Raw genomic sequence first — 20,339 nt, 5'->3', positions numbered from 1 at the left:
TCCATCGACACATCCAACTAGAATCGAATGGTGTTAGACAAACAAAAACAAGCAGGAGGTTGTTCCTATGAAGCCCGGATTTCAACTGGCAAAGGATATTTATTGGGTAGGAAAAATTGATAATCGCGAGGTTCCCTTTCATCGTCTTCTACTATCTAAGGGTACAACCTATAATGCATATCTATTGAAAACTGGAAAACCAACCATTGTGGATACCGTGGATATGGCGTTTGGCAGGGAATTTGCCGAAGCTGTAACCGAATTGATTGATCCGCTGGACATTCAATATATTATCGTCAATCACACGGAACCAGATCATTCGGGCGGATTGGCAGCACTTGCTTCCAAAGCAACGAACGCTACGATTGTCTGCACTGAGATTGCTGTTCCGGAAATTCAACAAATGTACAAGCTTCAGCATCGCAACTTCCTGGTGATCAAGGACGGGGATCAACTGGATATTGGAGGCAAGACGCTGCTGTTCAAGGAAACACCTTACCTCCATACGGAAGAAACCATGATTACGTACTGCATAGAAGATAAAATCTTGTTCCCTTGTGATATTTTCAGTACACACGTGGCTGTAGAGCATCTATTTGCCGATGAGGCGGGTTTTGATATTACCGAGGACTTTATCGGATACTATCAGGCTATTATTCATCCGCATCGCAGATATGTGCGTAAATTAATCGAAGCTGTTTCTGACCTGGATATTGAGATGATTGCTCCTTCCCACGGCTTCGCGATCCGACATGACATTGCCAAGTTTATTGATTTGTACGCCTCTATGAGTACCGAAACTAAGGATGATAAAAAAGTAGCGATTGTCTATGCCACTTTAAAAAATAATACTAAAAAAATGGCAAACATCCTGAAAGACTGCTTTTTGGAAAACCAAATCAGGGTGGAGCTATGGGATGTAGATAAGGCGGATGAAACGGAGATATTGAATAGTATTGCCTCAGCGGATGCTGTTTTCGTCGGTAGCTCTACCAAATATGCGGACATGACGGGCAAGCTGGAAGACCTGCTGCAAAAAATGCAAAAGATGAATCTGGAAGGTAAGCTTGCCGCTGCCTTTGGTTCCTACGGCTGGAGCGGGGAAGCCATTGAAGTCGTACAGGATTACTTAATCGGTACCAATATGAAGGTCCAAAGCACTTCTGATGTCATCAAGTCGACTGGTATGACGCATGTGGAATTCCCGGTACGCATTCGCTTCTCTCCTACAGAAGATGAAAAAGTAAAGAAAATTAAAAATGCCGCTGAATTTGTCTCAGATTTACTGCTTAGCGTCATTTGAACAAAGGCAGCGTATAGCGAAATAGGAGAGATGCTGAATGGGTAACCAACATTACGTTATTATCGGAGGCAGCGTTGCCGCCGTCAACGCGGCGAAAGCGATTAGAGATCATGATGAGCTAGCCGAAATTTCTATTTACGGGGAAGAAACATCCCTTCCGTATAACAGAGTCAAGCTTTCCAAGGGATTATTCACTGACTTGCACAGCGACAAAATCCTGATCAAAAAGGAAAAATGGTTTGCCAATCAACGAATTAATGTTTATTCCGGCATAAAGGTCACCGCGATACATGCAGAGGACTGCACCATTGAAACAGCAAACGGGCAAATCGTTGCTTATGACAAGTTACTGCTGTGTACAGGAGCCCACAACCGTAAGCTTTTACTGGACGGAGCTTCACTAAGGAATGTTCACAATATCCGTTTTCGACAAGATGCAGACAGACTTAAAACGGAATTGCAGAAAGGAGACCGGATATGTATCATCGGCGGTGGTATTCAGGGCATAGAAACCGCCTGGTCCTTCCAGCAAGCCGGGTATGCTGTAACCATTTTGGAAGCTTCGCACCGGCTTATGCCACGCCAGCTAGATGAGAAGGCCTCTTCTATTTTGACCCATCGGATTACTGAACGGGGCACGAAGGTAAGCCTTGGACAAGGCGTAAAGCGTATTACAGGCACAGATCATGTAGACGGTGTAGAACTACAGGACGGCTCTGTAATTCCCTGCGGGCATGTCGTGTATTCTATCGGAATTGTACCTAATACTGAGCTTGCTCGCCAAACCGGACTTGATATTGGACACGGCATTCTGGTGAATGCACAGATGGAAACCAGCTTCGCCAATATATATGCGGCAGGTGATGTAGCCGAGTTTCACAATAGAGTGGATGGATTATGGGAAAGTGCTATAGAGCAAGGAAAAGTAGCAGGAGCTAATATGACGGGTGCATCCGTCAGCTACCAGTGTCCCATCCCTGTAACTCTATCGAACAGCTATGAATCCCCTCTCTTTTCCATTGGCCTAGTAAATGAACAGGAATGCGACACCAGCCTGACCAGTGAAAATCAAGCTTCTTATACACGAATGTTCATACAAAACGACTCTATCTGCGGCGTGATCGGTTTTGGGGATGCCCTCACTTCACTTCCATACAAAACAGCCATCATTCAGGGACTCAAACCGGACGCGCCAGAGCTTACAAAAATTTTTGGTGACAAGGAGAGCTAAAGATGAAAAAATATGTATGTCAACCCTGTGGATACATTTATGATCCTGCTTTGGGGGACCCCGATGAAGACATTATGCCCGGTACAGCGTTTGAGGACCTTCCGGAAGACTGGGTTTGTCCAGTCTGCGGTGAGGATCAAAGCCATTTTGCCCCAATAGATGATACAGAATAACAAGAACGCACTATACTTTTTAGTTTCCGGTTTATGAATGGAGTGAATGAATGTGAATGAGATGTCCTGCCCCTGCCAGTGCGAAAAGGAGCCCTGTGCCCGCAAAGTGCCTATCTTTTCCTCTTTGTCCTGCGAAGATTTGTGTAAGGTCAGCTCCATGATCCGACACCGGAAATATCAGAAAGGCGAGGCCTTGATTATCGAGGAACAAGCATCCGATACGCTGTACATTATTAAAAGCGGGCATGTCAAGCTTCTGAAAATGACACCTCAGGGCAAAGAACAAATTCTGCACATTCTGACAACTGGCGATTTTTTTGGCGAGTTGAACATATTTAACAGCGATGAGCTGAGTAACTTTAGTGCGTATGCCTTAAAAGATACTGATATTTGTATGCTCACCAAGGATGATATGGAGCAGTCGATTCACAACAATCCCGATATCTCTTTGAAGCTGCTCAAAACCATTACTAAACGCTTGGCACATACCGAAAAGCTGGCTCAAAGCCTGGCTACCAAAGACCCGGAAATCCGTATCGCTTATATGATTCTTGAGCTTGGGCATAAATACGGAAAACCGGACGGCTCCTACATTAAAATAAATCTCCCCCTTTCACGCGAAGAAATGGCTAATTATGTGGGTGTCACACGCGAAACCATCAGTCGCAAATTCGCAAAATTTGAACAGCTGGGGATTATTCATATTAAGGGTACACGAGAGATTACCATTTGCGATGTACAGAAACTGAACGAATATATGGATTGAGGTACATCCAATGTTGTTCTGGCATGAAGAGCAACAAAAAAGCCGCTTCTTTGGCTTAATGGTTTATGGCTGGTATACCTGCCACTTCCATTTCGCCAAAGGGCGGTTTCCTTTTTTTCACCCTATATAATGGGCTATCTTTCAATCGTTGTGTTCACACCTTGGGGAGACGCTCCCCATACGTGCTTCCCAGAAGGAAGCTCCGGTGCAGCCGTGTCCTCGGCGGACTTGGCCTGAATCGTGGCGGACTTGGAGCAATCCCATACCACTTTGACCAGATATCCAAACAGCAGCACGTTCAACAACGAGGTCACACATAGAATAACTCCATAGCTGTCCTGAGAGTTCGAGCTATAGAAAATATCGAAGGTGTTCAGGAAAATCGTGAGACTGAATCCACCCGCAAGCCATAAAAATCTCCGGTCCCGCAAATACAGATACGCCAGCACTGCCAACGCCGCGGCCGGGAACAGATACCGTTCATGCATGCTGGAAGCGAAGGTGAACACACCCGCAATCTGCACCAGTGCAGCCGCGGCCACAAACTCTGGTTTGCCACTGCATGCATACATCCACCACGTAAACAAAGTCACCAACACAATGCCGATCATGCCCCATGTGTGGTAGCTGAACAGGAACAACGTCGTTGTGTCCTGCGTGTAGTTGCCACCAATCAGTGCGAAGAAATTATATGCGTTCACAGAAGCATACGGATACTCACCAACCGTTCCTTTGTATAAATCAAGCAGCCATAATGGCTCCTGCCCCCATGAAAATGGCAGCACGACCAGAATTGTCGTCACAACCGCTGCACCTACAGCCAGCAACCAAGGTTGTACTTTGCGTTGTCTCAGCAGCTCGAAGAACAGAATCGGGCCATAAATAATCCCCTGTGGCTTCATCAACACCGCTATCGTAAACAATACGGTGGACCAGCCTACTCTGTTTTCCACCAACAACACAACCATACCCACAATCAGCAATGTAAAGAATGAATCTACTTGTCCCCAGAAGGTCGAATTGATAAATACCGCCGGGTTAAATACATAGAACAATGCCAGCCCGATGCTGATTCCAAAGCCGACTCGTTTGCTCGCCAACCGATACAGCATGTACGCTGTCGCGATATCGGCTAATATATTCGGAAGCCGTAGCAGCACGGACATATAGGGACTGAAAGCGTCCGTAGAGCCGATTTTACCGATCACATATAAAATATAAATATAGAACGGCGGATAATCACTTGATCCGTTCGTGTAAAATCCCGTTAAGCTGTCCGCTGCCGTTGTAGCCCAGTTACGGAATAGCATTAAATCCATGTGCCCCGAAATCCACGGCGCTATCGCCATTCTTAAAAAGAATCCCACGCCAAGCACGGTCCATAACATCAGCCCCCGGTTACGTTCCCCGATCTTCCATACACTGGCCCGAAAACGGTACACAATGAATACAAACGCACCGAAGAACAAAGCGGCAAAGATCGCCAGCGGAGTCGCATAAGCAGATGAAGACTGTCCGCCTCTTCCACCACTCATACCACCGCCGGGTCCGCCCATGCTCATACCAGGGCCGCCGTTACCGGACATACCGCCCGGACCTCGCTGTTGCCCGTCTCTGACAGCACCGTTGCCTCCGGAGGTAGATGTGTCATTCCCGGCCGTTGTACCTTTGTCACCCGATGTCGATGTACCTTGGGTGGATGAATCGGCAGATTGGCCTGTCGTACCTTGACTCTTACCGTCAGAGCTGTCCATGGTATCCGTCGATGTCGAATTGGAGCGGGTATCCTGCCCTACATTTCCTGCTCCACGATTTCCAGCGCTCTGTCCGTTCGAGGGGCGTTGCCCCGGCGCTCCCATGCCTCTACCGGGTCCGCCGCCTCCTCCAAATCCGCCGGACGGGCCCTGTCTAATAGCAGCAGACTGGGATGCCGAGCTGCCAGAATAACTCCATAACGAAACCACACTAACCACAGCACACAATATGAGACTGAACAGAAGTATATATTTCAGGCGGTTCTCTTTCCACACGTTCAAATCCGATGCACCTCTCTCTGTATCTATTTTCCTCATATTGTATCTGTCATAGCTGAGGGCATCGTGAGTTCTGGCTGAAAGTTGGCTGAATACAGAATCATTTCTTCACAAATTGCCGCTCCATCTCCTGAATGGCCCGTTCGATTGAGTCCTGTGGATGTTCAAGCAGGTTGCCATGTCCGACAGCCAGTAGAGATGGCTTGAATCGCGCCAGCTTTTTGGCGCTTTCCAGTGAAATTTCCCTGTTCCAGGTGGCCAGTGCGGGAAATGGAAACAGCGGCTTAAGCCTCCCTGACACCGCAACGCCGCCTCGGACCTGGAGGGCATCGCCTGCAATCAATGCACGGGTACGAGTGTCCAGAAATGCCATCGAGCCTGGCGTATGTCCCGGTGCGCTGATCGCCAGCAACGAACCCACATGATCCCCTTCTTGCAGCAGAACGTCAGGCTGTGTACGGATGTTTTTGGGCACACTGCCCCGAATCGGAGTATTCGGTTCACCCGTATCCAGCGATACATCGCCCTTTAACAGCCGCGCATCCCGTCTGGAAATGAATACTTGCACATCCGGATGCCGTGCCTTCAACCTATCCAGTGCACCCACATGATCCTCATGGGCATGAGTAAGTACAATTCGTAGGATTGGCTGCCCCATCCGCGCAACAGCCTTCTCGATACCATCTGCACTATAAGGAAGTCCGGCATCTATCAATGTTAGCCCCTCCTTTTCCTGCACCAAATAGCAGTTCACCGGGAACAGTCTCGGCAGAAACGTCAATTGAACTACATGCTGCACCTGAACAACACGCATCCATCTCATCTCCTCATCTTGTTTAAAACTAATTATATTAGTATTATAAATAATATCATTAGTTTTAAACAAATCTTTTCGCAGATATTCCGCAGCAAAAAGGCAGACCCGGAATAACATCCCTGGTCTGCCTCTCTCCAACTATGATGTGAATGCTCCTAAATCCATCAACCCTGCTGGACAGCCTCAGCAATGGGCGTGCTGCCTGACGCCAGATTAATCGCACGGTGATACGTCTGCCGTTCATCCAGTGCCGCTACTACCACTGCGGCTACATCCTCACGGGAAATGGTACTAACGGAAGGATCATCCTCCGTAGCGACCTTTCCAACACCGGGATCATCTGTCAGTCCACCCGGACGAAAGATCGTGTAGTCCAGATTACTCGCTTCCAGCAGGCGGTCTGCATAATGCTTCGCCACGTAGTACGGCTTAATCGACTCAGGCCATTGCTCCCGATTCTCCGCATGCCTTGCGCTGACCATAATGAAGCGGCGGATGCCCGCCTGCTCGGCAGCCTCCATAGCCTTGACCGCTCCATCGAGGTCGATGAGCAGGGTTTTGTCCGCGCCTGTTTTGCCACCGGAGCCAGCCGTGAACACGATAGCGTCGCTACCCTTTACGGCTGCGGCAATGTCGTCAACCGTTCCTTCGAGGTCAGCTATCACCGTTTCCGCGCCCAAGCGTTCAAGCGCTTCGGCCTGATCCTGATTGCGGATCAACGCCTTTACGCGATGCGCTCCATTTTCACCCAACAGACGAACGAGATGTCTGCCTACTTTTCCATTTGCGCCAATCACCAGTACGTTCATAATATCCCTCCTGTATTCGCAGTCTCTCTTCTACATTATACAGAAGTATTTTACCCGTATGGTTCAGGACGCAATCAGATGGGTACGCCGAGTTTGTGATCAAGCGTTGCCTTAAAGCTTGGTTCCCCGCTCCCAGCACTCCACTTGCTCTAGCCCCGGAATGCTATCTTTATAGAAGACAGGGTCCTGACCCGCCTTTTTCTGCCGTGAATAATCCTTTAAAGCTGCAAAAGCGACTCGGGATAAAAGGGCAATGGCAATCAGATTGACAACGACCATCATCCCCATGAATAAATCGGCAATATCCCACACCAGCTGCACCTTGGCCACTGCTCCGAAAATCACCATGCCAATTACAGCAGCGCGATACAGCCATACCCAGATTTTCTTCGATTTCATAAACTCAATGTTCGTTTCGCCGTAATAGTAGTTACCGATCAATGTGCTAAAAGCGAACAGGAATACCATAATGGCAAGAAAACCGGACGCCCACGGGCCGATGTGCACACTCAGAGCCGCCTGGGTCAGCTCAATCCCGCTAAGCCCCGGCTTCGTATACGCCCTGGATAACAAAATAATCATTGCCGTGCTTGTACAAATAATAAGCGTATCCGTTAACACTCCAAAAGCCTGAATCAAGCCTTGCTTGACCGGATGGCTGGTGTCTGCGGTAGCTGCCGCATTCGGTGCGCTCCCCATTCCTGCTTCATTGGAAAACAAACCACGCTTGATGCCGTGCATCAAGGCTGCCCCGAGGGAGCCTCCCGCAACCTGCTCGAAACCGAACGCACTGCGTACGATCAGGGACAACACCTGCGGCAATTGCTGAATATTAATGATTACAATAAACAGCGCAATTCCGATATACAGCACTGCCAGTACAATGACGATATATTCCGACATTTTGGCAATCCGCTTGATCCCCCCAAAAATAATGACCGCAAACACAGCCGCCATCAGCAGACCCACAACCAGCCGACTCGTGCCGAAGGCATTTTCGAAAGCTAGCGTAATCGTGTTGGACTGCACCGCGTTAAAGACCAGACCAAAGCTCAGTGTAATCAGTATCGCAAAAACAATACCCATCCACCGCTTCTTCAATCCGATCTCCATGTAATACGCGGGGCCACCGCGGAATCCATCTTTGTCCTTCACTTTATATACTTGGGCTAATGTGCTTTCAACGAAGCTGGAGGCTGATCCGATAATCGCAATGATCCACATCCAGAACACCGCACCCGGCCCACCCAGCGCAATGGCAAGAGCAATCCCCGTAATGTTACCCGTACCCACACGTGCCGCCATGCTGATACAAAATGCCTGAAAAGGCGAAATGCTGTCCCTGGAGCCGCGTTTTGACTCTTTTAGTACCCGGAACATATCTCCGATCATTCGTACTTGCAGACCCTTAGTGCGGAACGTAAAAAATAGTCCCAATGCGATCAGCATGACAATTAACAACTTGGACCAGAAAAAGTCGTTAATTACACCGAGCACATCCTGTAAAACCTGTTGCATCCACAATCCCCCAATATCCCTTGATTCATTCTCTCTGTAGAACCGGTTCCATACTCGGCCGTTTAACAGTATTTTTTGAGTATACCAATTTTTAGCCACACAGAACAGATAATTATACATTTTATTTTATAGAAGCCATTAACAGGAAACCTCACAGAGTTTGAACCTCATGTTATACTCATTTCTGTTGCACACGCAAACCTGCCAAAAAAGTGTTCATCATGACTTCAATACTCCGATCCACTTCTACGGGTAAACCGAAGCCGCCCTTCTGTTCGAGCGAGGCAAAACCGTGAAGCAGACTGCGGAATCCCCTCGCCGCATGAACACAATCCTCTTCCTTAAATCCGTAGCCGCTGGACAGAACAGAAATGACAAGCTCCGCCACACGATCCGCAGCCTGCCTCACTTCGGTATTATTTCGATCAGTTGCATACAGCATCGCTTCATACAAACCGGGTCGCTCGCGGGCATATCGCATATAGGCTTTCCCCATAGCGGTCAGTGCATCGTCACCCGCTCTGCCAACCGCCGCGCTCATCAAAGCTTCTTCCAACTGTCCCAGGCTGTGTAGAGCCAGCACTTGGCGCAGTCCGTTCAACCCGTCCACGTGGTTATACAAAGACGGGGGGCGAATGTGCAGCTTCTGCGCCAGCGTGGTGAGCGTGACATCGCCCATCCCCCGTTCATTGGCAATGTCCTCGGCAGCCTGTAGAATATCGTGCAGCTTCACTCCGTTTCTGGGTGACATCAGCATTTCTCCTTTAATCGAATTTCTAATTTCTATGTAAGGCATTGACGTGAGCATTTTGCATAAAGCGTCGGGAATCGAATGATGCAAAATGCTGACGTATAAAAATACAAAATGAGCCTGATTTCTATTTTAGCTAATCCTATTAGTTTACCTATTAGTTTATACAAAAAAGCTATGGTTTGAAAGCATATCAGCTTTTACTGATATAATGAACGAAGCAAGATCATAGAGCGGGTCTGACCACTTTTTCGATCCCATGTAAAGGAGATAGCTATATCTATGGATCCCAAGCCACTTCCAGCCATTGAATTTAAGCACATCACCAAATACTTCATCGGGTCTGAACGTCAACGTGCTGTCCTGAATGGAATTACGGCAAAAGTTTCTCCCGGCAAAATCACCACGCTGGTTGGCCCGTCCGGGTCTGGTAAAAGCACGCTGCTTTCACTGTGTAATCTTCTACTGACGCCGGATGAAGGGGAAATCAGCGTATTCGGCAAGCCCCTTTCCGAATGGGAAATCCCTGAACTGAGACGAAAGGTCGCACTGGTTTTTCAGGATGCCCCCATGCTGCAAGGAACCGTTCTGTATAATCTTCAGACCGTAGAACGGTTGCATGGCACGGTGCTGCATGATCCAGGCGACTTGTTAGAGCGTGTAGGGCTTACCCGCGATCTACTGGAGCAAAAGGCGCAGGAGCTATCCGGAGGTCAAAGACAGCGCTTGGCCTTGGCGCGAACGCTTGCGAACCTCCCGGATATTTTACTGCTGGATGAGATTACTTCCGCACTGGACCCGGCCTCGGTCAAAGAGGTAGAGGAACTGTTGCTTCAAATGAACAAAGAAGAGGGAACGACGATGATCTGGATTACGCATCATATGGAACAAGCCCGCAGAGTAGGCCATGAAACATGGCTGATGATCGACGGAAAGCTCGTAGAGCAAGCGGATACCGAGGCTTTTTTCGATGCACCACAGCACAATGAAACCCGCAGGTTCATAGCAGGAGAATGGGTATGACAATTGTTGCCCTGATTCTTTCTCTCGGTTTTGTGTTCATCGCCATCGTCATGTCCAAATCCCTCAAGCTCGGTTTGGATCGGGATATTATCATCGCCACGATCAGGGCATCGGTTCAGTTGCTGGCCATCGGCTATGTGCTGCACTTGATTTTCGGGATGCAGAGCTACGGATTTATCGCATTATTCATTCTGCTCATGATCACCGTAGCCTCCCAAAATGTGGCACGCAAAGGACGATTTATTCCCGGCCTGATGTGGAAATCATTCCTGACGCTGCTGTGTGTGGAAATCGTTACACAGGCATTCCTGATTAGCCTGCATATCATTCCGGCGACAGCCCGGTATATGATTCCGATTAGCGGCATGATCATTGGCAGCTCCATGATTTTGTCCAGTCTGCTGGTGTCCCGGCTCAAGTCGGAGGTGCTGCTGCGCAAGCCTGAAATCATGCTCATCCTGGCACTAGGTGGCACACCGAGACAAGCCATTTTCCCTATACTCAAGGATTGCATACGCTCCAGTATGATTCCAACCATTGAGGGACAGAAAACGCTGGGGCTTGTCCAACTTCCCGGCATGATGACCGGGCAGATTATCGCAGGAGCCAATCCCATTGCCGCTGTCCGTTTGCAGCTGCTGATCGTATTTACCACCATGACCTCTGCTATTCTGACCAGCGTGCTGCTCAGCCTGTTCATTTATCCGGCATTATTTACCCGCCAGCAGCAGCTTCGCACAGAAGCATGGGAACGCTGATCCCTATCAAACTCCGGCGCAAAGGCGTTGAAATCCAAAGACATGGAGTTTATATCGTTTTATTGTGCAAAAGTCTATCTGCCAGATGATCGGCAGGTAGGCTTTTTAGTGTATATTCTGGTCCCTGCACGACAAAAAATACTGTGATTTATACCAACATCAGGCTTATAATATACATATATAGGTTAAATATCAATTAACGTTCATTTTTCATCAAGAGAGTAAACTATTGCAAACATTATCCTTCCGAGAGGGGGCATAGAAGCTTGGGTTTCGTGCAGAGCAAAAGGGCTAATTTTGATATTGTATGCCTCGTCATCTAACAACACACAAAGGAGATAAAAAGATGAACCATCGCTTATTAATCCAAAACGGCTGTGTACTCACGCTCGATAAGACAATGGGTGATTTTAAGAAAGCGGATATTCTTATCGAGGGAAAAAAAATTGTCGCTGTTCAACCGGAGCTGGAAGCATCCGATTGTGAAGTTGTTGACGCTACAAACATGATTGTTATGCCGGGATTCGTAGATACACATCGTCACACCTGGGAGTCTGTCGTTCGGAATGTAGGTACTGATTGGTCTCTCGAAAAGTACCTGGGGCGTATGTACTATGGCAATATTGGAGCTAAATTACGTCCGCAGGATGGACATGTAGCGAATCTGCTGGGCGCGCTGGAAGCGTTGGATGCAGGGGTTACCACGCTACTAGATTGGTCGATGATTAATTCACCCGAGCATACGGATGAGCTGATCCGGGGCTTGCAAGAATCGGGAACACGAGCGGTCTTTGCCCACGGAGTTCCTGGTGATGGCGAATATTGGTCCAGAGAAAGCCAGATACGACAATCCGATGACAGCAGACGGGTGAAAAAGCAGTATTTCTCATCAGATGACCAGTTGCTTACCATGGGGTTAGCCATAAGAGGACCAGAATTTAGCGCATGGGAAACAACAGTTGATGAGATTCGATTCGCTCGGGAGCTTGGTGTGCTGTGTACAATGCATTTAGGGTTCGGGACATGGGGTTCGGTGGATCGATCGATTGAAAAATTGCATAAGGCTGGACTGCTCGGATCGGATCTTAACTTTGCCCATGCCAATACACTCAGCTATGAGGAGTATAAGCTAATCGCAGATTCGGGCGCCTCCATTTCCGTTACTCCAGAAATCGAAATGATGATGGGACATGGCTATCCGGCTACAGGGCTATTTATGGAGAACGGAGGAAGACCCTCACTAGGAGTCGATGTTGTAGTATCAACCGGTGGAGACATGTTTGCACAAATGAAGTTCGCCTTGCAAGCAGAACGTTCCAGAATCAATGGAAAGATTTTATCCACAGGAGAAATGCCGGTGGAACTCACCATTTCAGCACGGGACATTATAGAATTCGCGACGATTGACGGTGCCCGAGCATTGGGACTGGATCATAAGATCGGTACGTTAACTCCGGGAAAAGAAGCCGATCTGATTATGATTCGAACCAACGATCTGAATATGTTTCCGGTAAATCATCCAATCGGTGCTGTTGTGCAATGTGCAAACACGAGCAACGTCGATTCAGTGTTTGTGGCTGGGAAAGCTGTCAAACGGAACGGAAAAATGCTGCATGTAGACATCCAACGCTTGCGCAAGTTAGCCAATGAGTCCAGAGATTATATTTTCGCACAAAACGGGGTGCCTGAAGAAGCATGGCCAATCTGATTTGCTGTAGGGTGCCATGCAACTCAAGTCAAATATTCCTGCATTCCGCCTGTTAAGATGGAATCGAAAGGAGGGAACCATCGTGTACGAATGGAACGAAATGGTCCAACTCATGATTGATTGGATTGATAATAATCTTACTTCAGCACCATCGTTGTTGAGAATGTCCAATCAGTTAGGCTACTCTCCTTATTACTGTACAAAACAGTTCCATTCTCTTACAGGAATGACGTTAAGGGATTATGTGTGGATGCGCAGGATTAGCCGTGCAGCCCTTGAACTCCGGGATAGCAATGCCCGCATCCTCGACGTTGCCATAAAGTATGGGTTTTCTTCACAGGAAGCTTTTACACGAGCATTTGTAAAAGCCTTTGAAGTAACCCCGGCTGTATATCAAAGAGGGCCAAGACCTATTCCGTTAGCGATTCGTGTTGAAGTGTTCTCTCCTTATCATTATCATTTGAAGGAGCGGGATCAGATGGTTAAGGAACATTTGCAAGAAGCCGAAATCAAAATTGAGCGTATACCAGCACACAAATTTATTGGAATCTGGGATACCTCTTCTCGAAACTACGGTGATTTCTGGAGAAACGGTCATAATTGTGATGAAATTTGCGGAACACTGGAAAGCATGTCTCATCTCAAGCTACCCGAACAATTGGGTCAAACCGCAGGCTGGTTCTATCAGGATGGTCAGAAGGGCTATCTCTATGGAATACCGGTTGCCGCTGATTACGCTGGAGAGATTCCAGCAGGAATGGAGTGCCGGAGCATTCCCGAATCAGATTATCTGGTGTTTTTTCACCCGCCCTTCAATTATTTAAAAAACAATGGAGAGGTTATGAGAATTGTGGAGGAGAAGGCTTGGAGCTTTGACCCTACCAGCATGGGATATGAATGGGATGAGGAAACGAAGCAGGATTATCAACGGCATTTCCCGGAGGGATACGGCTACGCAGTGTTACGTCCAGTGAAAAAAGTGTAGAGAAAAAGAATCCCAAGAAGCAGCTACGATCAGGATGCTGTTAATCGTCTTGCTAAAGTCTATTGAAAAATAAAAACGGTTTATTACTAACGGGTTCCGTTTTGAGGTGCAATACACATCGCATTGACATTGTGGACACAATACGATGTAAATATAGAATAAACCGATCACTGAATCATACAGTTGTCGGTTTATTCTTGATCAGTATTTTTATTTTGCAAGTGAATATCAATGATTTTAACCCAATCCGGTAAAAATGCCACATGATGTTTTATCGTTTCACTATCTGATTCCAATACAATCACGCCATCTGAGCTGCTGTTGTCAATGACAATTAAATGATCGATAAGCTTCAGATGTGATAGTAGATTACCCAGTGAGGTCTGATGCCGTCTTATAATATCAGCGGTATCAATATGGTGACCCCCATTTCGAACTCGTGCAGCAACTCGCTCGATATTAAGACGATAATCACCTAGACCCACATAAAACATGATGACTTCAAAGCCATTTTCTTTTGCCACACGCATTTGTCGAATCACATTGCCACCAGCAAGTGTCGTCTCTACGGTAAAATCCCGTTTATTTCTTATACAATCCCGCGCTAGTTTAATCGCTTCCTTTCCTGCCGATACTTTGCGTCGATCAGGGTTTTCACGATCAATCCCTCGTGCTAATGCATCGGGATCGATATTAACACTTACACCAAGTTTATCAACGATTAGATTACGTATTGTACTCTTACCACTTCCGTTGTTCCCTGCGAATACAAACATAGTAGCAAACGGATCACTCATGATAAATATCCTGTTCATTGATTCGTTCAACTTGACCATTACTGTACTCTTTAACAAACTGACCATCCGGCGTTTTATAGACAATATAGGTGCCATTTGCTTTAGCGTCTAGTTTAGCTCTATCTCCAGTTAGTTTGATTAACTTGCCTAGGTCATGTGTACGATTCATTCAGCCATCACCATCCAATTCAAATTATATATCGAGAGTATATCATAAATCGAAAGGCCATAGAGAACTCATTCAAAAGCATACCGATACCAGACAATATGACTATGCAAATTAGTGGGACCAAAAAACACACTATCCAAATCTTATAGCTTTCCCTCTACTTTCAGCTTTTTTATTCGTCTATAACAACAAATACAATTACGGAGGTATAGAAAATGAACTCCATCTCGAAAATGGCTTGCATATCTATTTTAAGCCTTACTTTACATGGTCCCATTAAATGCTGTTCAAAGTTTACCTGGTGTATCCATCCACCAAGACAGTGACAATAGACCGTAGCGGTGAAAAAACGCTATTGAAAGTTGGACAAAAAAATGCAACGCTTGGTTCAAAAAATATAAGCTTGCCCGTTGCCACTACTTTGAAAAACGGACGGGTTATGGTCCCTCTCCGATTCATTGCTGATTCATCCGGTGCGTATGTCTCCTGGAATCCAAAATCTCAGACGGCCTATGTAGCGAAAGCAAGCAATGAAATAAAAAGCAAATATACATCGGATAAGCTTAATGTATCCAGAGGAGCAGCAATCAAACTTCCTAAAGTTAGCAATTTAAAAGAATTTACACCCAAAGGGTATGAAAATCTGAATACAGACTATTATTTTCCTGAAGGCAAATCAGATTCGTTTTTTATTCAGGAGATGGATGTAATTTCATACTATAAAATTAGCAACGATCGTAGTGAATTAATATGGACAGCACGTTTTGACTCAACAAAAAAAGAAAGCAGCGGTCTATCCTTTTTGCCTTATAAATTGCTGGAACAAGACGGCCAGAAACCTACAATCCAAGGTCGAATCAACCATTTTAATTTCATGGCCGCCATTGGAGAAATCAGTTACAATCTCATTGACAATAATGGGAAAGAAATAAACCCAGGGCAAAAACCAGTTGATCCAACAAATTTCTTTTTTGATATCCCTGATGAACAAAAATAAATCGAATTGACTTTGCATGCGTGCTCTATAATAGCCTAATGCTTTCATGATGCCCGCATGCGGATAGCTACAAATTATCTTCTAAATTATCGTCTACCTTCTCAGGCTCATACTCGACCGTTTTATAGTCAGGGGATGAAGGAATCATATTTACCACAACATTCCTCATCTTTAACTTGTACTTCCCTTCCTCAAAAGCAAGAATATGCTTGATAGGAGGTAACTCCATATCCGCATACTTCGTTATCAACGAAACGATAATCATCAGACAGTGAAAGCATCTTATCGTAATCGCGACTCATAGAAGCGTTCATATATTCTGAAAATGTCGAGACAGCAGCTTCTTTGGGCTTATCGGGAAGTTTATAAGGTTCTTTATTCCCTCCAAAACCTGTAGCCATTACAGTCAAAATCCCTCCCAAGACAACCAAGCAAGCCAACTTTTTGCATGGTCCTTCACGCTAAGCCTGAAGGAGCTCATACAGAAACATCCCGATGCCAGACAATATGACTATGCAAAATGGCTTGGCGTGTCACAAGGACGTGTATCTCAACTTAAAAAGTTACTGTAAAATGCAGCATAACTTCTTGAAAACCCCATTCATTTAAATCCAAGGCCATCCTTTTAAAATAATTTTATTTTAACGTGAATACTCACTGAATACCTTTGTTACCTTATGTAAGGTCGTCTTCTCATCCTGTAAACTAAGTTTCATCAAGCGATAACCGCTGGATCATAGAGAGGATGAGATATTCATGAGTGTAGAAAATAGAGTTTTAGCGATACAAGATGGTCTGGACGGACGTGTGAATGCAGTCATAGATCAAACCCTTGCCGAGAAGCGCCTGGTTGGCGCAGTCGTCATGATATATATGGATGGTTCACCCGTGTATGTGCGAGCGGCCGGGCTGGCTGATCGAGAAGAAAATATTCCTATGCGCGAGGATGCTTTATTTCGGCTCTCTTCTGTATCCAAGCCGATTGTATCTACAGCGGCCTTGGTTTTGGCAGCCCAAGGACAGATTGGACTCGATGAATCCATTGAACGCTGGTTGCCGGACTTTCGCCCCCGCTTGATCAGCGGCGAGCAACCATCCATTACGGTACGGCAATTGCTCACACATACTGCCGGGCTGACCTATGGCTTTTTAGAGGAAGAAGGCGGAGGCCCCTATCAACGTGCAGGCGTATCGGATGGCATGGATTTCTCAAATCTTACGCTTGAAGAGAACTTGCAACGTTTGGCTTCTGTGCCTCTGTTGTATACACCGGGTAAAGCATGGGGTTATTCCATTGCCACCGATGTACTCGGTGCAATCATTAGTCGCGTATGCGGCACAACCCTTGAGCAGGCTGTTAAAAAGCTCGTTACAGAACCTCTCGATATGCATGATACCCGTTTCTCGGTCGCTGATGCCGGACGACTTGCGGCTCCTTATGTTAACGATACAGCCGAACCCCGGCGGATGCGTGAGCTTGAGGTTCCGCAGGTGTTTGAAGGCACGGCGGGACTTCGTTTTCAGCCTGCACGCGCCTTTGATCCCACGGCTTTCCACTCTGGCGGCTCTGGTATGATTGGCAGCGCAAAAGACTTCATGCGGCTGCTGGAAACACTGCGAAACGGCGGCAATCCATTACTTTCAGAGGAATGGGTCCGTGAAATGGGCACCATCCAGACCGGGAATCTCTCCTTGGCAGGCTGGCCGGGGCGGGGCTTTGGACTGGGATTCACCGTACTCCAAAATCCCGACGAAGGCGAAACAGCAGAATCCCCCGGAACGTGGCGCCTCGGAGGAGCTTACGGTCATTCATGGTTCGTTGATCCCGCGCAAAGACTCAGCGTTGTTGCCTTTACCAATACAGCATTTGAAGGTATGTCGGGTCCGTTTACAACCGAGCTTTGCCAAGCCATTTACGGCAGCTCAAATAGGGTCTAATAAAGCGGGAGTTACATGTTTAAGCTCTACAGGCGAGGATAAGACGATTAACGTGGTAGAGTGACCGTGCTTTCCGCACTCATCCCCGAATTGCTCCAGCTTAAGCATGGATTCGACCATAACCTTAAGTAAATAATTTTGCTCACCGCTAATTCGATGACACTCAATGACTTCAGGCGCAGATTGGCAAAACTCAACAAATGAGTTGCATTGATTCGTGTGCACGAGCACATGAGCCATGATCGGCTTTCCGACTTTCTCATGTGAAACCATGGCACGATATCCAGTGATAATGCCTTTATCCTCCATGCGCCTTACTCTTTCCGTGACAGCGGGCTGGGAAAGTCCAACCTCCTTGCCCAGCTCGGTCATAGAGATGCGTGCCTGGTTTTGTAGACATAACAAAATTTTATGATCCACTTGGTCCATAGGTAATCTACTCCTTAAATACAAGGTTATATTGCATATATACTTTATTTTTTATCATCTATTCAGACAATGGCTTTGAATTATATCCAACAATCGAATATTACCATGTAAAACTATGACGGTAAAGAGAACTGCTATAGAGAAGGACTTGATACCCTATAGCCAAAGAAAACCGGCTAACACGATGCATATGTGTTAGACCGGTTTTTGTTTAGAAAACAGGTTCCCTACCTGTTGATTGCGTGTGGCTTGGATTAGATCAGCGTGTAGCCGCCATCCGGGAACAGCACGCTTCCGGTGGTGAACTTGTTCGTCATCAGATACAGCACGGTATGCGCGATTTCCTCGTTATAACCCACCCGATGGAGCAAGGTTACTTCCTTATATTCCTCAAAAGCTTGCGCCCGCTGTTCGCCCTCGGGACCGTCTCTCCAGATGGTGCCGGGAGATACAACATTGACCCGTACCGGAGCCAATTCTACCGCCAAAGCTTTACCCAAGCTTTCGATTGCGCCGTTAGCCGCCCCGTATGTAGCGCCAAAGCCCATCGGCCGCTGGCTGAATGCTCCAGACATGAGGACGATGGAGCCTTCCTTGGAAATATGCGGAACCGCATGCTTGGCAGCGAAATATTGCGGCCAGAATTTCCCCTCAAACGGCGTCTTCGCCTTTTCCGTATCAATCGTGATCGGACCACGTGTGTAGCTCGCGCCTGGTGTAAACAGATGGTCGAATGCGCCGACCTTTTCAAAAAATGCCTGCACTTCCTCCTCCTTCTGATTATTCAGTTGGAAGGTTTCCACCAATTCGGCAGGGATAACTTTCTTCGCCTGCTCCAGTTTCTCCGCAGAACGTCCAGCGATCACGATACTCGCTCCCTGCTTTGCTGCTTCTATCGCTGTTGCCAGCCCTATACCTGCACTGCCGCCAATGACGACGACACGTTTATGATGTAAATTCATACAATTCTCAGCTCCTTTGTACGGATTATATCATAACTATTTTATTAGCATACATAATTTTATTCGGATGGGCTTTCCTGCACCGTGCTTTTGCGGTAGGATGTCGGCGACTGACCGGACCAGCGCTTGAATTGCCTGCTAAAATGCGCAATGTTCCCGTAGCCGAGCATATCGGTAATTTGCTGCACCGTCCATTGGGGATCTGCTAATAGTAACTTGGCCTCGTGCAGGACAAGGCCAGACAGATACACACGGGGAGATACACCGAAGACACTACGAAATACACGATTACAATGGGAAACGCTAATCCCTAATTCCGATGAAATGCCTTCAATCCCATCATGCTTTTCTACAGAGTCGATTTGTCCAAAATGCTGATTCACTCTGCCCTGAAGTCGGCTGGCAATCTGATAGGCAAGCTCAGCCTGCACGTATCCGCGCCCCGGCAGATGTGCCGCTTCACTGGACACCGCCTCCCACAACGTAGCGAACAGCTCAAATACGGCAGATTGTATCCGCATACGCTTCGCCACCGAATCTCCTGCTTTTTCGGCATCGGGCGTGGAGAGGTCGAGCAGCTTATCCAGCGCTGGTCCCATCTGCCTCGCTACCGCACCTTCGGCTGGAAACAGCACTTGCTCCAGACGACTCAGCAACGAAAGAAACAACTTGTCATCAATGTCGAAATGCATGCAAAAATACGTAAAGCCCTCCCCGCTGCTGTGGCTGGAGTGAAAGATTCCCGGTCGCAGCAGCACCAGATCCCCCTGCCGCTGTGTATAGCTGCGACCATTCACCACCATCACCTGCTCTCCTGCAAGCACGATATTAATTTCATATTGAGGATGCTCGTGTGGTGGGTAGTTCCAGTCCCTTCCGACACTTCGCGTATGAATGGCAAACAGATTGACCGTCGTTCGCACATCGGGAAAAAAGAATTCCTCTCCAGTAGCTGTAGGATCTGGATGGTCTGGGCGATTCGGTACACGTGGTGACGACATGCTTCCCCTCCTTGCGTACATAGGATTTTACTCCAGTATATCGTTTTCGGCGCGATTTAGATAAATTAATGCGCGATTTGACAATGGCTCCCCGGAGCGTAGCATGCTAGGCTCTATATGAGATCAAGTGAGTATAGCATATGGCGAATATATGAACATGCTGCAAAATAC

21 protein-coding genes and 1 pseudogene are annotated in these 20,339 nt (G+C 47.1%); 11 read left to right on the top strand and 11 right to left on the bottom strand.

Annotated features, from left to right (window positions below; genetic code table 11):
* Positions 1-67 precede the first annotated feature (67 nt).
* The 4 genes from ABH897_RS07965 to ABH897_RS07950 all read left to right on the top strand — a co-directional run bounded on the left by ABH897_RS07965 (position 68) and on the right by ABH897_RS07950 (position 3,473).
* Positions 68-1,303, top strand: a complete 1,236-nt coding sequence (locus ABH897_RS07965) for an FprA family A-type flavoprotein (RefSeq protein WP_404591561.1) — start codon at positions 68-70, stop codon at positions 1,301-1,303.
* A gap of 37 nt (positions 1,304-1,340) precedes the next feature.
* Entirely contained in the window at positions 1,341-2,534 is a 1,194-nt protein-coding gene (locus ABH897_RS07960) for an NAD(P)/FAD-dependent oxidoreductase (protein WP_404580973.1), read from the top strand.
* Between the two features lie 2 nt (positions 2,535-2,536).
* Entirely contained in the window at positions 2,537-2,707 is a 171-nt protein-coding gene (rd, locus tag ABH897_RS07955; RefSeq protein ID WP_192511049.1) for a rubredoxin, read from the top strand.
* 61 nt (positions 2,708-2,768) lie between these two features.
* A complete protein-coding gene (locus tag ABH897_RS07950; RefSeq protein ID WP_404581044.1) occupies positions 2,769-3,473 on the top strand; it encodes a Crp/Fnr family transcriptional regulator in 705 nt (234 codons plus the stop codon).
* A 134-nt stretch (positions 3,474-3,607) separates the two neighbouring features.
* Here ABH897_RS07950 and ABH897_RS07945 read toward each other — a convergent pair whose 3' ends face one another.
* From ABH897_RS07945 to ABH897_RS07925, 5 genes are all read right to left on the bottom strand, one after another.
* Positions 3,608-5,332, bottom strand: coding sequence for a glycosyltransferase 87 family protein (locus ABH897_RS07945; protein WP_283656343.1), 1,725 nt, complete (start codon positions 5,330-5,332; stop codon positions 3,608-3,610).
* A 274-nt stretch (positions 5,333-5,606) separates the two neighbouring features.
* A complete protein-coding gene (locus ABH897_RS07940; RefSeq protein ID WP_283653790.1) occupies positions 5,607-6,320 on the bottom strand; it encodes an MBL fold metallo-hydrolase in 714 nt (237 codons plus the stop codon).
* A 167-nt stretch (positions 6,321-6,487) separates the two neighbouring features.
* On the bottom strand, positions 6,488-7,132 hold the full coding sequence (locus tag ABH897_RS07935) for an SDR family oxidoreductase (protein ID WP_404580974.1): 645 nt from the start codon (positions 7,130-7,132) through the stop codon (positions 6,488-6,490).
* A gap of 111 nt (positions 7,133-7,243) precedes the next feature.
* The gene (locus tag ABH897_RS07930; protein ID WP_404580975.1) at positions 7,244-8,650 is read right to left on the bottom strand and encodes an alanine/glycine:cation symporter family protein; all 1,407 of its coding nucleotides are present in this window, start codon (positions 8,648-8,650) and stop codon (positions 7,244-7,246) included.
* A 178-nt stretch (positions 8,651-8,828) separates the two neighbouring features.
* Complete coding sequence (locus tag ABH897_RS07925) at positions 8,829-9,401, bottom strand: TetR/AcrR family transcriptional regulator (protein WP_404580976.1); 573 nt, start codon at positions 9,399-9,401, stop codon at positions 8,829-8,831.
* Between the two features lie 282 nt (positions 9,402-9,683).
* Here ABH897_RS07925 and ABH897_RS07920 point away from each other — a divergent pair, with 282 nt between their 5' ends.
* The 4 genes from ABH897_RS07920 (at position 9,684) to ABH897_RS07905 (ending at position 13,875) form a co-directional block, all read left to right on the top strand.
* Positions 9,684-10,424: an ATP-binding cassette domain-containing protein gene (locus ABH897_RS07920; RefSeq protein ID WP_404591559.1), complete on the top strand. Its 741-nt coding sequence runs from the start codon at positions 9,684-9,686 to the stop codon at positions 10,422-10,424.
* Positions 10,421-11,182: an ABC transporter permease gene (locus ABH897_RS07915; RefSeq protein ID WP_404591557.1), complete on the top strand. Its 762-nt coding sequence runs from the start codon at positions 10,421-10,423 to the stop codon at positions 11,180-11,182. Before ABH897_RS07920 ends, ABH897_RS07915 begins: the two co-directional genes overlap by 4 nt.
* Before the next feature lie 346 nt (positions 11,183-11,528).
* Entirely contained in the window at positions 11,529-12,890 is a 1,362-nt protein-coding gene (locus ABH897_RS07910; protein WP_404591555.1) for an amidohydrolase family protein, read from the top strand.
* 82 nt (positions 12,891-12,972) lie between these two features.
* A complete protein-coding gene (locus tag ABH897_RS07905) occupies positions 12,973-13,875 on the top strand; it encodes a helix-turn-helix domain-containing protein (RefSeq protein ID WP_404591553.1) in 903 nt (300 codons plus the stop codon).
* 191 nt (positions 13,876-14,066) lie between these two features.
* Here the strand turns inward: ABH897_RS07905 and ABH897_RS07900 are convergent, their stop codons facing one another.
* Entirely contained in the window at positions 14,067-14,672 is a 606-nt protein-coding gene (locus ABH897_RS07900; RefSeq protein WP_044644251.1) for an ATPase, read from the bottom strand.
* Complete coding sequence (locus ABH897_RS07895; RefSeq protein ID WP_200893372.1) at positions 14,665-14,841, bottom strand: hypothetical protein; 177 nt, start codon at positions 14,839-14,841, stop codon at positions 14,665-14,667. The genes ABH897_RS07900 and ABH897_RS07895 overlap by 8 nt, the downstream gene beginning before the upstream one ends.
* 322 nt (positions 14,842-15,163) lie before the next feature.
* Between ABH897_RS07895 and ABH897_RS07890 the strand changes: the two genes are divergently transcribed.
* Positions 15,164-15,838, top strand: a complete 675-nt coding sequence (locus tag ABH897_RS07890) for a copper amine oxidase N-terminal domain-containing protein (RefSeq protein WP_404591550.1) — start codon at positions 15,164-15,166, stop codon at positions 15,836-15,838.
* Between the two features lie 191 nt (positions 15,839-16,029).
* Here the strand turns inward: ABH897_RS07890 and ABH897_RS07885 are convergent, their stop codons facing one another.
* Positions 16,030-16,239, bottom strand: a complete 210-nt coding sequence (locus ABH897_RS07885) for a hypothetical protein (protein ID WP_152643752.1) — start codon at positions 16,237-16,239, stop codon at positions 16,030-16,032.
* Positions 16,240-16,299: 60 nt separating this feature from the next.
* Here ABH897_RS07885 and ABH897_RS07880 point away from each other — a divergent pair.
* Positions 16,300-16,410, top strand: a pseudogene (locus ABH897_RS07880) (AbrB/MazE/SpoVT family DNA-binding domain-containing protein); the annotation flags it as partial.
* Between the two features lie 184 nt (positions 16,411-16,594).
* Positions 16,595-17,776, top strand: coding sequence for a serine hydrolase domain-containing protein (locus ABH897_RS07875; RefSeq protein WP_404591548.1), 1,182 nt, complete (start codon positions 16,595-16,597; stop codon positions 17,774-17,776).
* On the opposite strand, the gene ABH897_RS07870 is transcribed toward ABH897_RS07875, so the two are convergent.
* From ABH897_RS07870 to ABH897_RS07860, 3 genes are all read right to left on the bottom strand, one after another.
* Positions 17,762-18,205, bottom strand: coding sequence for an Lrp/AsnC family transcriptional regulator (locus ABH897_RS07870; RefSeq protein ID WP_283653802.1), 444 nt, complete (start codon positions 18,203-18,205; stop codon positions 17,762-17,764). The two genes, ABH897_RS07875 and ABH897_RS07870, sit on opposite strands and share 15 nt — an antisense overlap.
* A gap of 254 nt (positions 18,206-18,459) precedes the next feature.
* Positions 18,460-19,167, bottom strand: coding sequence for an SDR family oxidoreductase (locus tag ABH897_RS07865; protein ID WP_404591546.1), 708 nt, complete (start codon positions 19,165-19,167; stop codon positions 18,460-18,462).
* A gap of 59 nt (positions 19,168-19,226) precedes the next feature.
* Entirely contained in the window at positions 19,227-20,168 is a 942-nt protein-coding gene (locus ABH897_RS07860; RefSeq protein WP_283653804.1) for a helix-turn-helix domain-containing protein, read from the bottom strand.
* Positions 20,169-20,339 lie beyond the last annotated feature (171 nt).

Source organism: Paenibacillus sp. RC73, assembly GCF_044908085.1.
GTDB lineage: Bacteria > Bacillota > Bacilli > Paenibacillales > Paenibacillaceae > Paenibacillus > Paenibacillus terrae_A.
Note: the sequence above shows the minus strand (reverse complement) of the source record. Positions and strands in the feature narration are given on the sequence as shown.

What these genes read in the sequence shown, in the direction of transcription:
- ABH897_RS07940 (WP_283653790.1), bottom strand. Translation starts at nt 6,320, where the DNA reads ATGCGTGTTGTTCAGGTGCAGCATGTAGTTCAATTGACGTTTCTGCCG.
- ABH897_RS07865 (WP_404591546.1), bottom strand. Translation starts at nt 19,167, where the DNA reads ATGAATTTACATCATAAACGTGTCGTCGTCATTGGCGGCAGTGCAGGT.
- ABH897_RS07900 (WP_044644251.1), bottom strand. Translation starts at nt 14,672, where the DNA reads ATGAGTGATCCGTTTGCTACTATGTTTGTATTCGCAGGGAACAACGGA.
- ABH897_RS07870 (WP_283653802.1), bottom strand. Translation starts at nt 18,205, where the DNA reads ATGGACCAAGTGGATCATAAAATTTTGTTATGTCTACAAAACCAGGCA.
- ABH897_RS07965 (WP_404591561.1), top strand. Translation starts at nt 68, where the DNA reads ATGAAGCCCGGATTTCAACTGGCAAAGGATATTTATTGGGTAGGAAAA.
- ABH897_RS07960 (WP_404580973.1), top strand. Translation starts at nt 1,341, where the DNA reads ATGGGTAACCAACATTACGTTATTATCGGAGGCAGCGTTGCCGCCGTC.
- ABH897_RS07895 (WP_200893372.1), bottom strand. Translation starts at nt 14,841, where the DNA reads ATGAATCGTACACATGACCTAGGCAAGTTAATCAAACTAACTGGAGAT.
- ABH897_RS07950 (WP_404581044.1), top strand. Translation starts at nt 2,769, where the DNA reads ATGTCCTGCCCCTGCCAGTGCGAAAAGGAGCCCTGTGCCCGCAAAGTG.
- ABH897_RS07935 (WP_404580974.1), bottom strand. Translation starts at nt 7,132, where the DNA reads ATGAACGTACTGGTGATTGGCGCAAATGGAAAAGTAGGCAGACATCTC.
- ABH897_RS07925 (WP_404580976.1), bottom strand. Translation starts at nt 9,401, where the DNA reads ATGTCACCCAGAAACGGAGTGAAGCTGCACGATATTCTACAGGCTGCC.
- ABH897_RS07920 (WP_404591559.1), top strand. Translation starts at nt 9,684, where the DNA reads ATGGATCCCAAGCCACTTCCAGCCATTGAATTTAAGCACATCACCAAA.
- ABH897_RS07875 (WP_404591548.1), top strand. Translation starts at nt 16,595, where the DNA reads ATGAGTGTAGAAAATAGAGTTTTAGCGATACAAGATGGTCTGGACGGA.
- rd (WP_192511049.1), top strand. Translation starts at nt 2,537, where the DNA reads ATGAAAAAATATGTATGTCAACCCTGTGGATACATTTATGATCCTGCT.
- ABH897_RS07945 (WP_283656343.1), bottom strand. Translation starts at nt 5,332, where the DNA reads ATGGGAGCGCCGGGGCAACGCCCCTCGAACGGACAGAGCGCTGGAAAT.
- ABH897_RS07930 (WP_404580975.1), bottom strand. Translation starts at nt 8,650, where the DNA reads ATGCAACAGGTTTTACAGGATGTGCTCGGTGTAATTAACGACTTTTTC.
- ABH897_RS07860 (WP_283653804.1), bottom strand. Translation starts at nt 20,168, where the DNA reads ATGTCGTCACCACGTGTACCGAATCGCCCAGACCATCCAGATCCTACA.
- ABH897_RS07910 (WP_404591555.1), top strand. Translation starts at nt 11,529, where the DNA reads ATGAACCATCGCTTATTAATCCAAAACGGCTGTGTACTCACGCTCGAT.
- ABH897_RS07915 (WP_404591557.1), top strand. Translation starts at nt 10,421, where the DNA reads ATGACAATTGTTGCCCTGATTCTTTCTCTCGGTTTTGTGTTCATCGCC.
- ABH897_RS07885 (WP_152643752.1), bottom strand. Translation starts at nt 16,239, where the DNA reads ATGGCTACAGGTTTTGGAGGGAATAAAGAACCTTATAAACTTCCCGAT.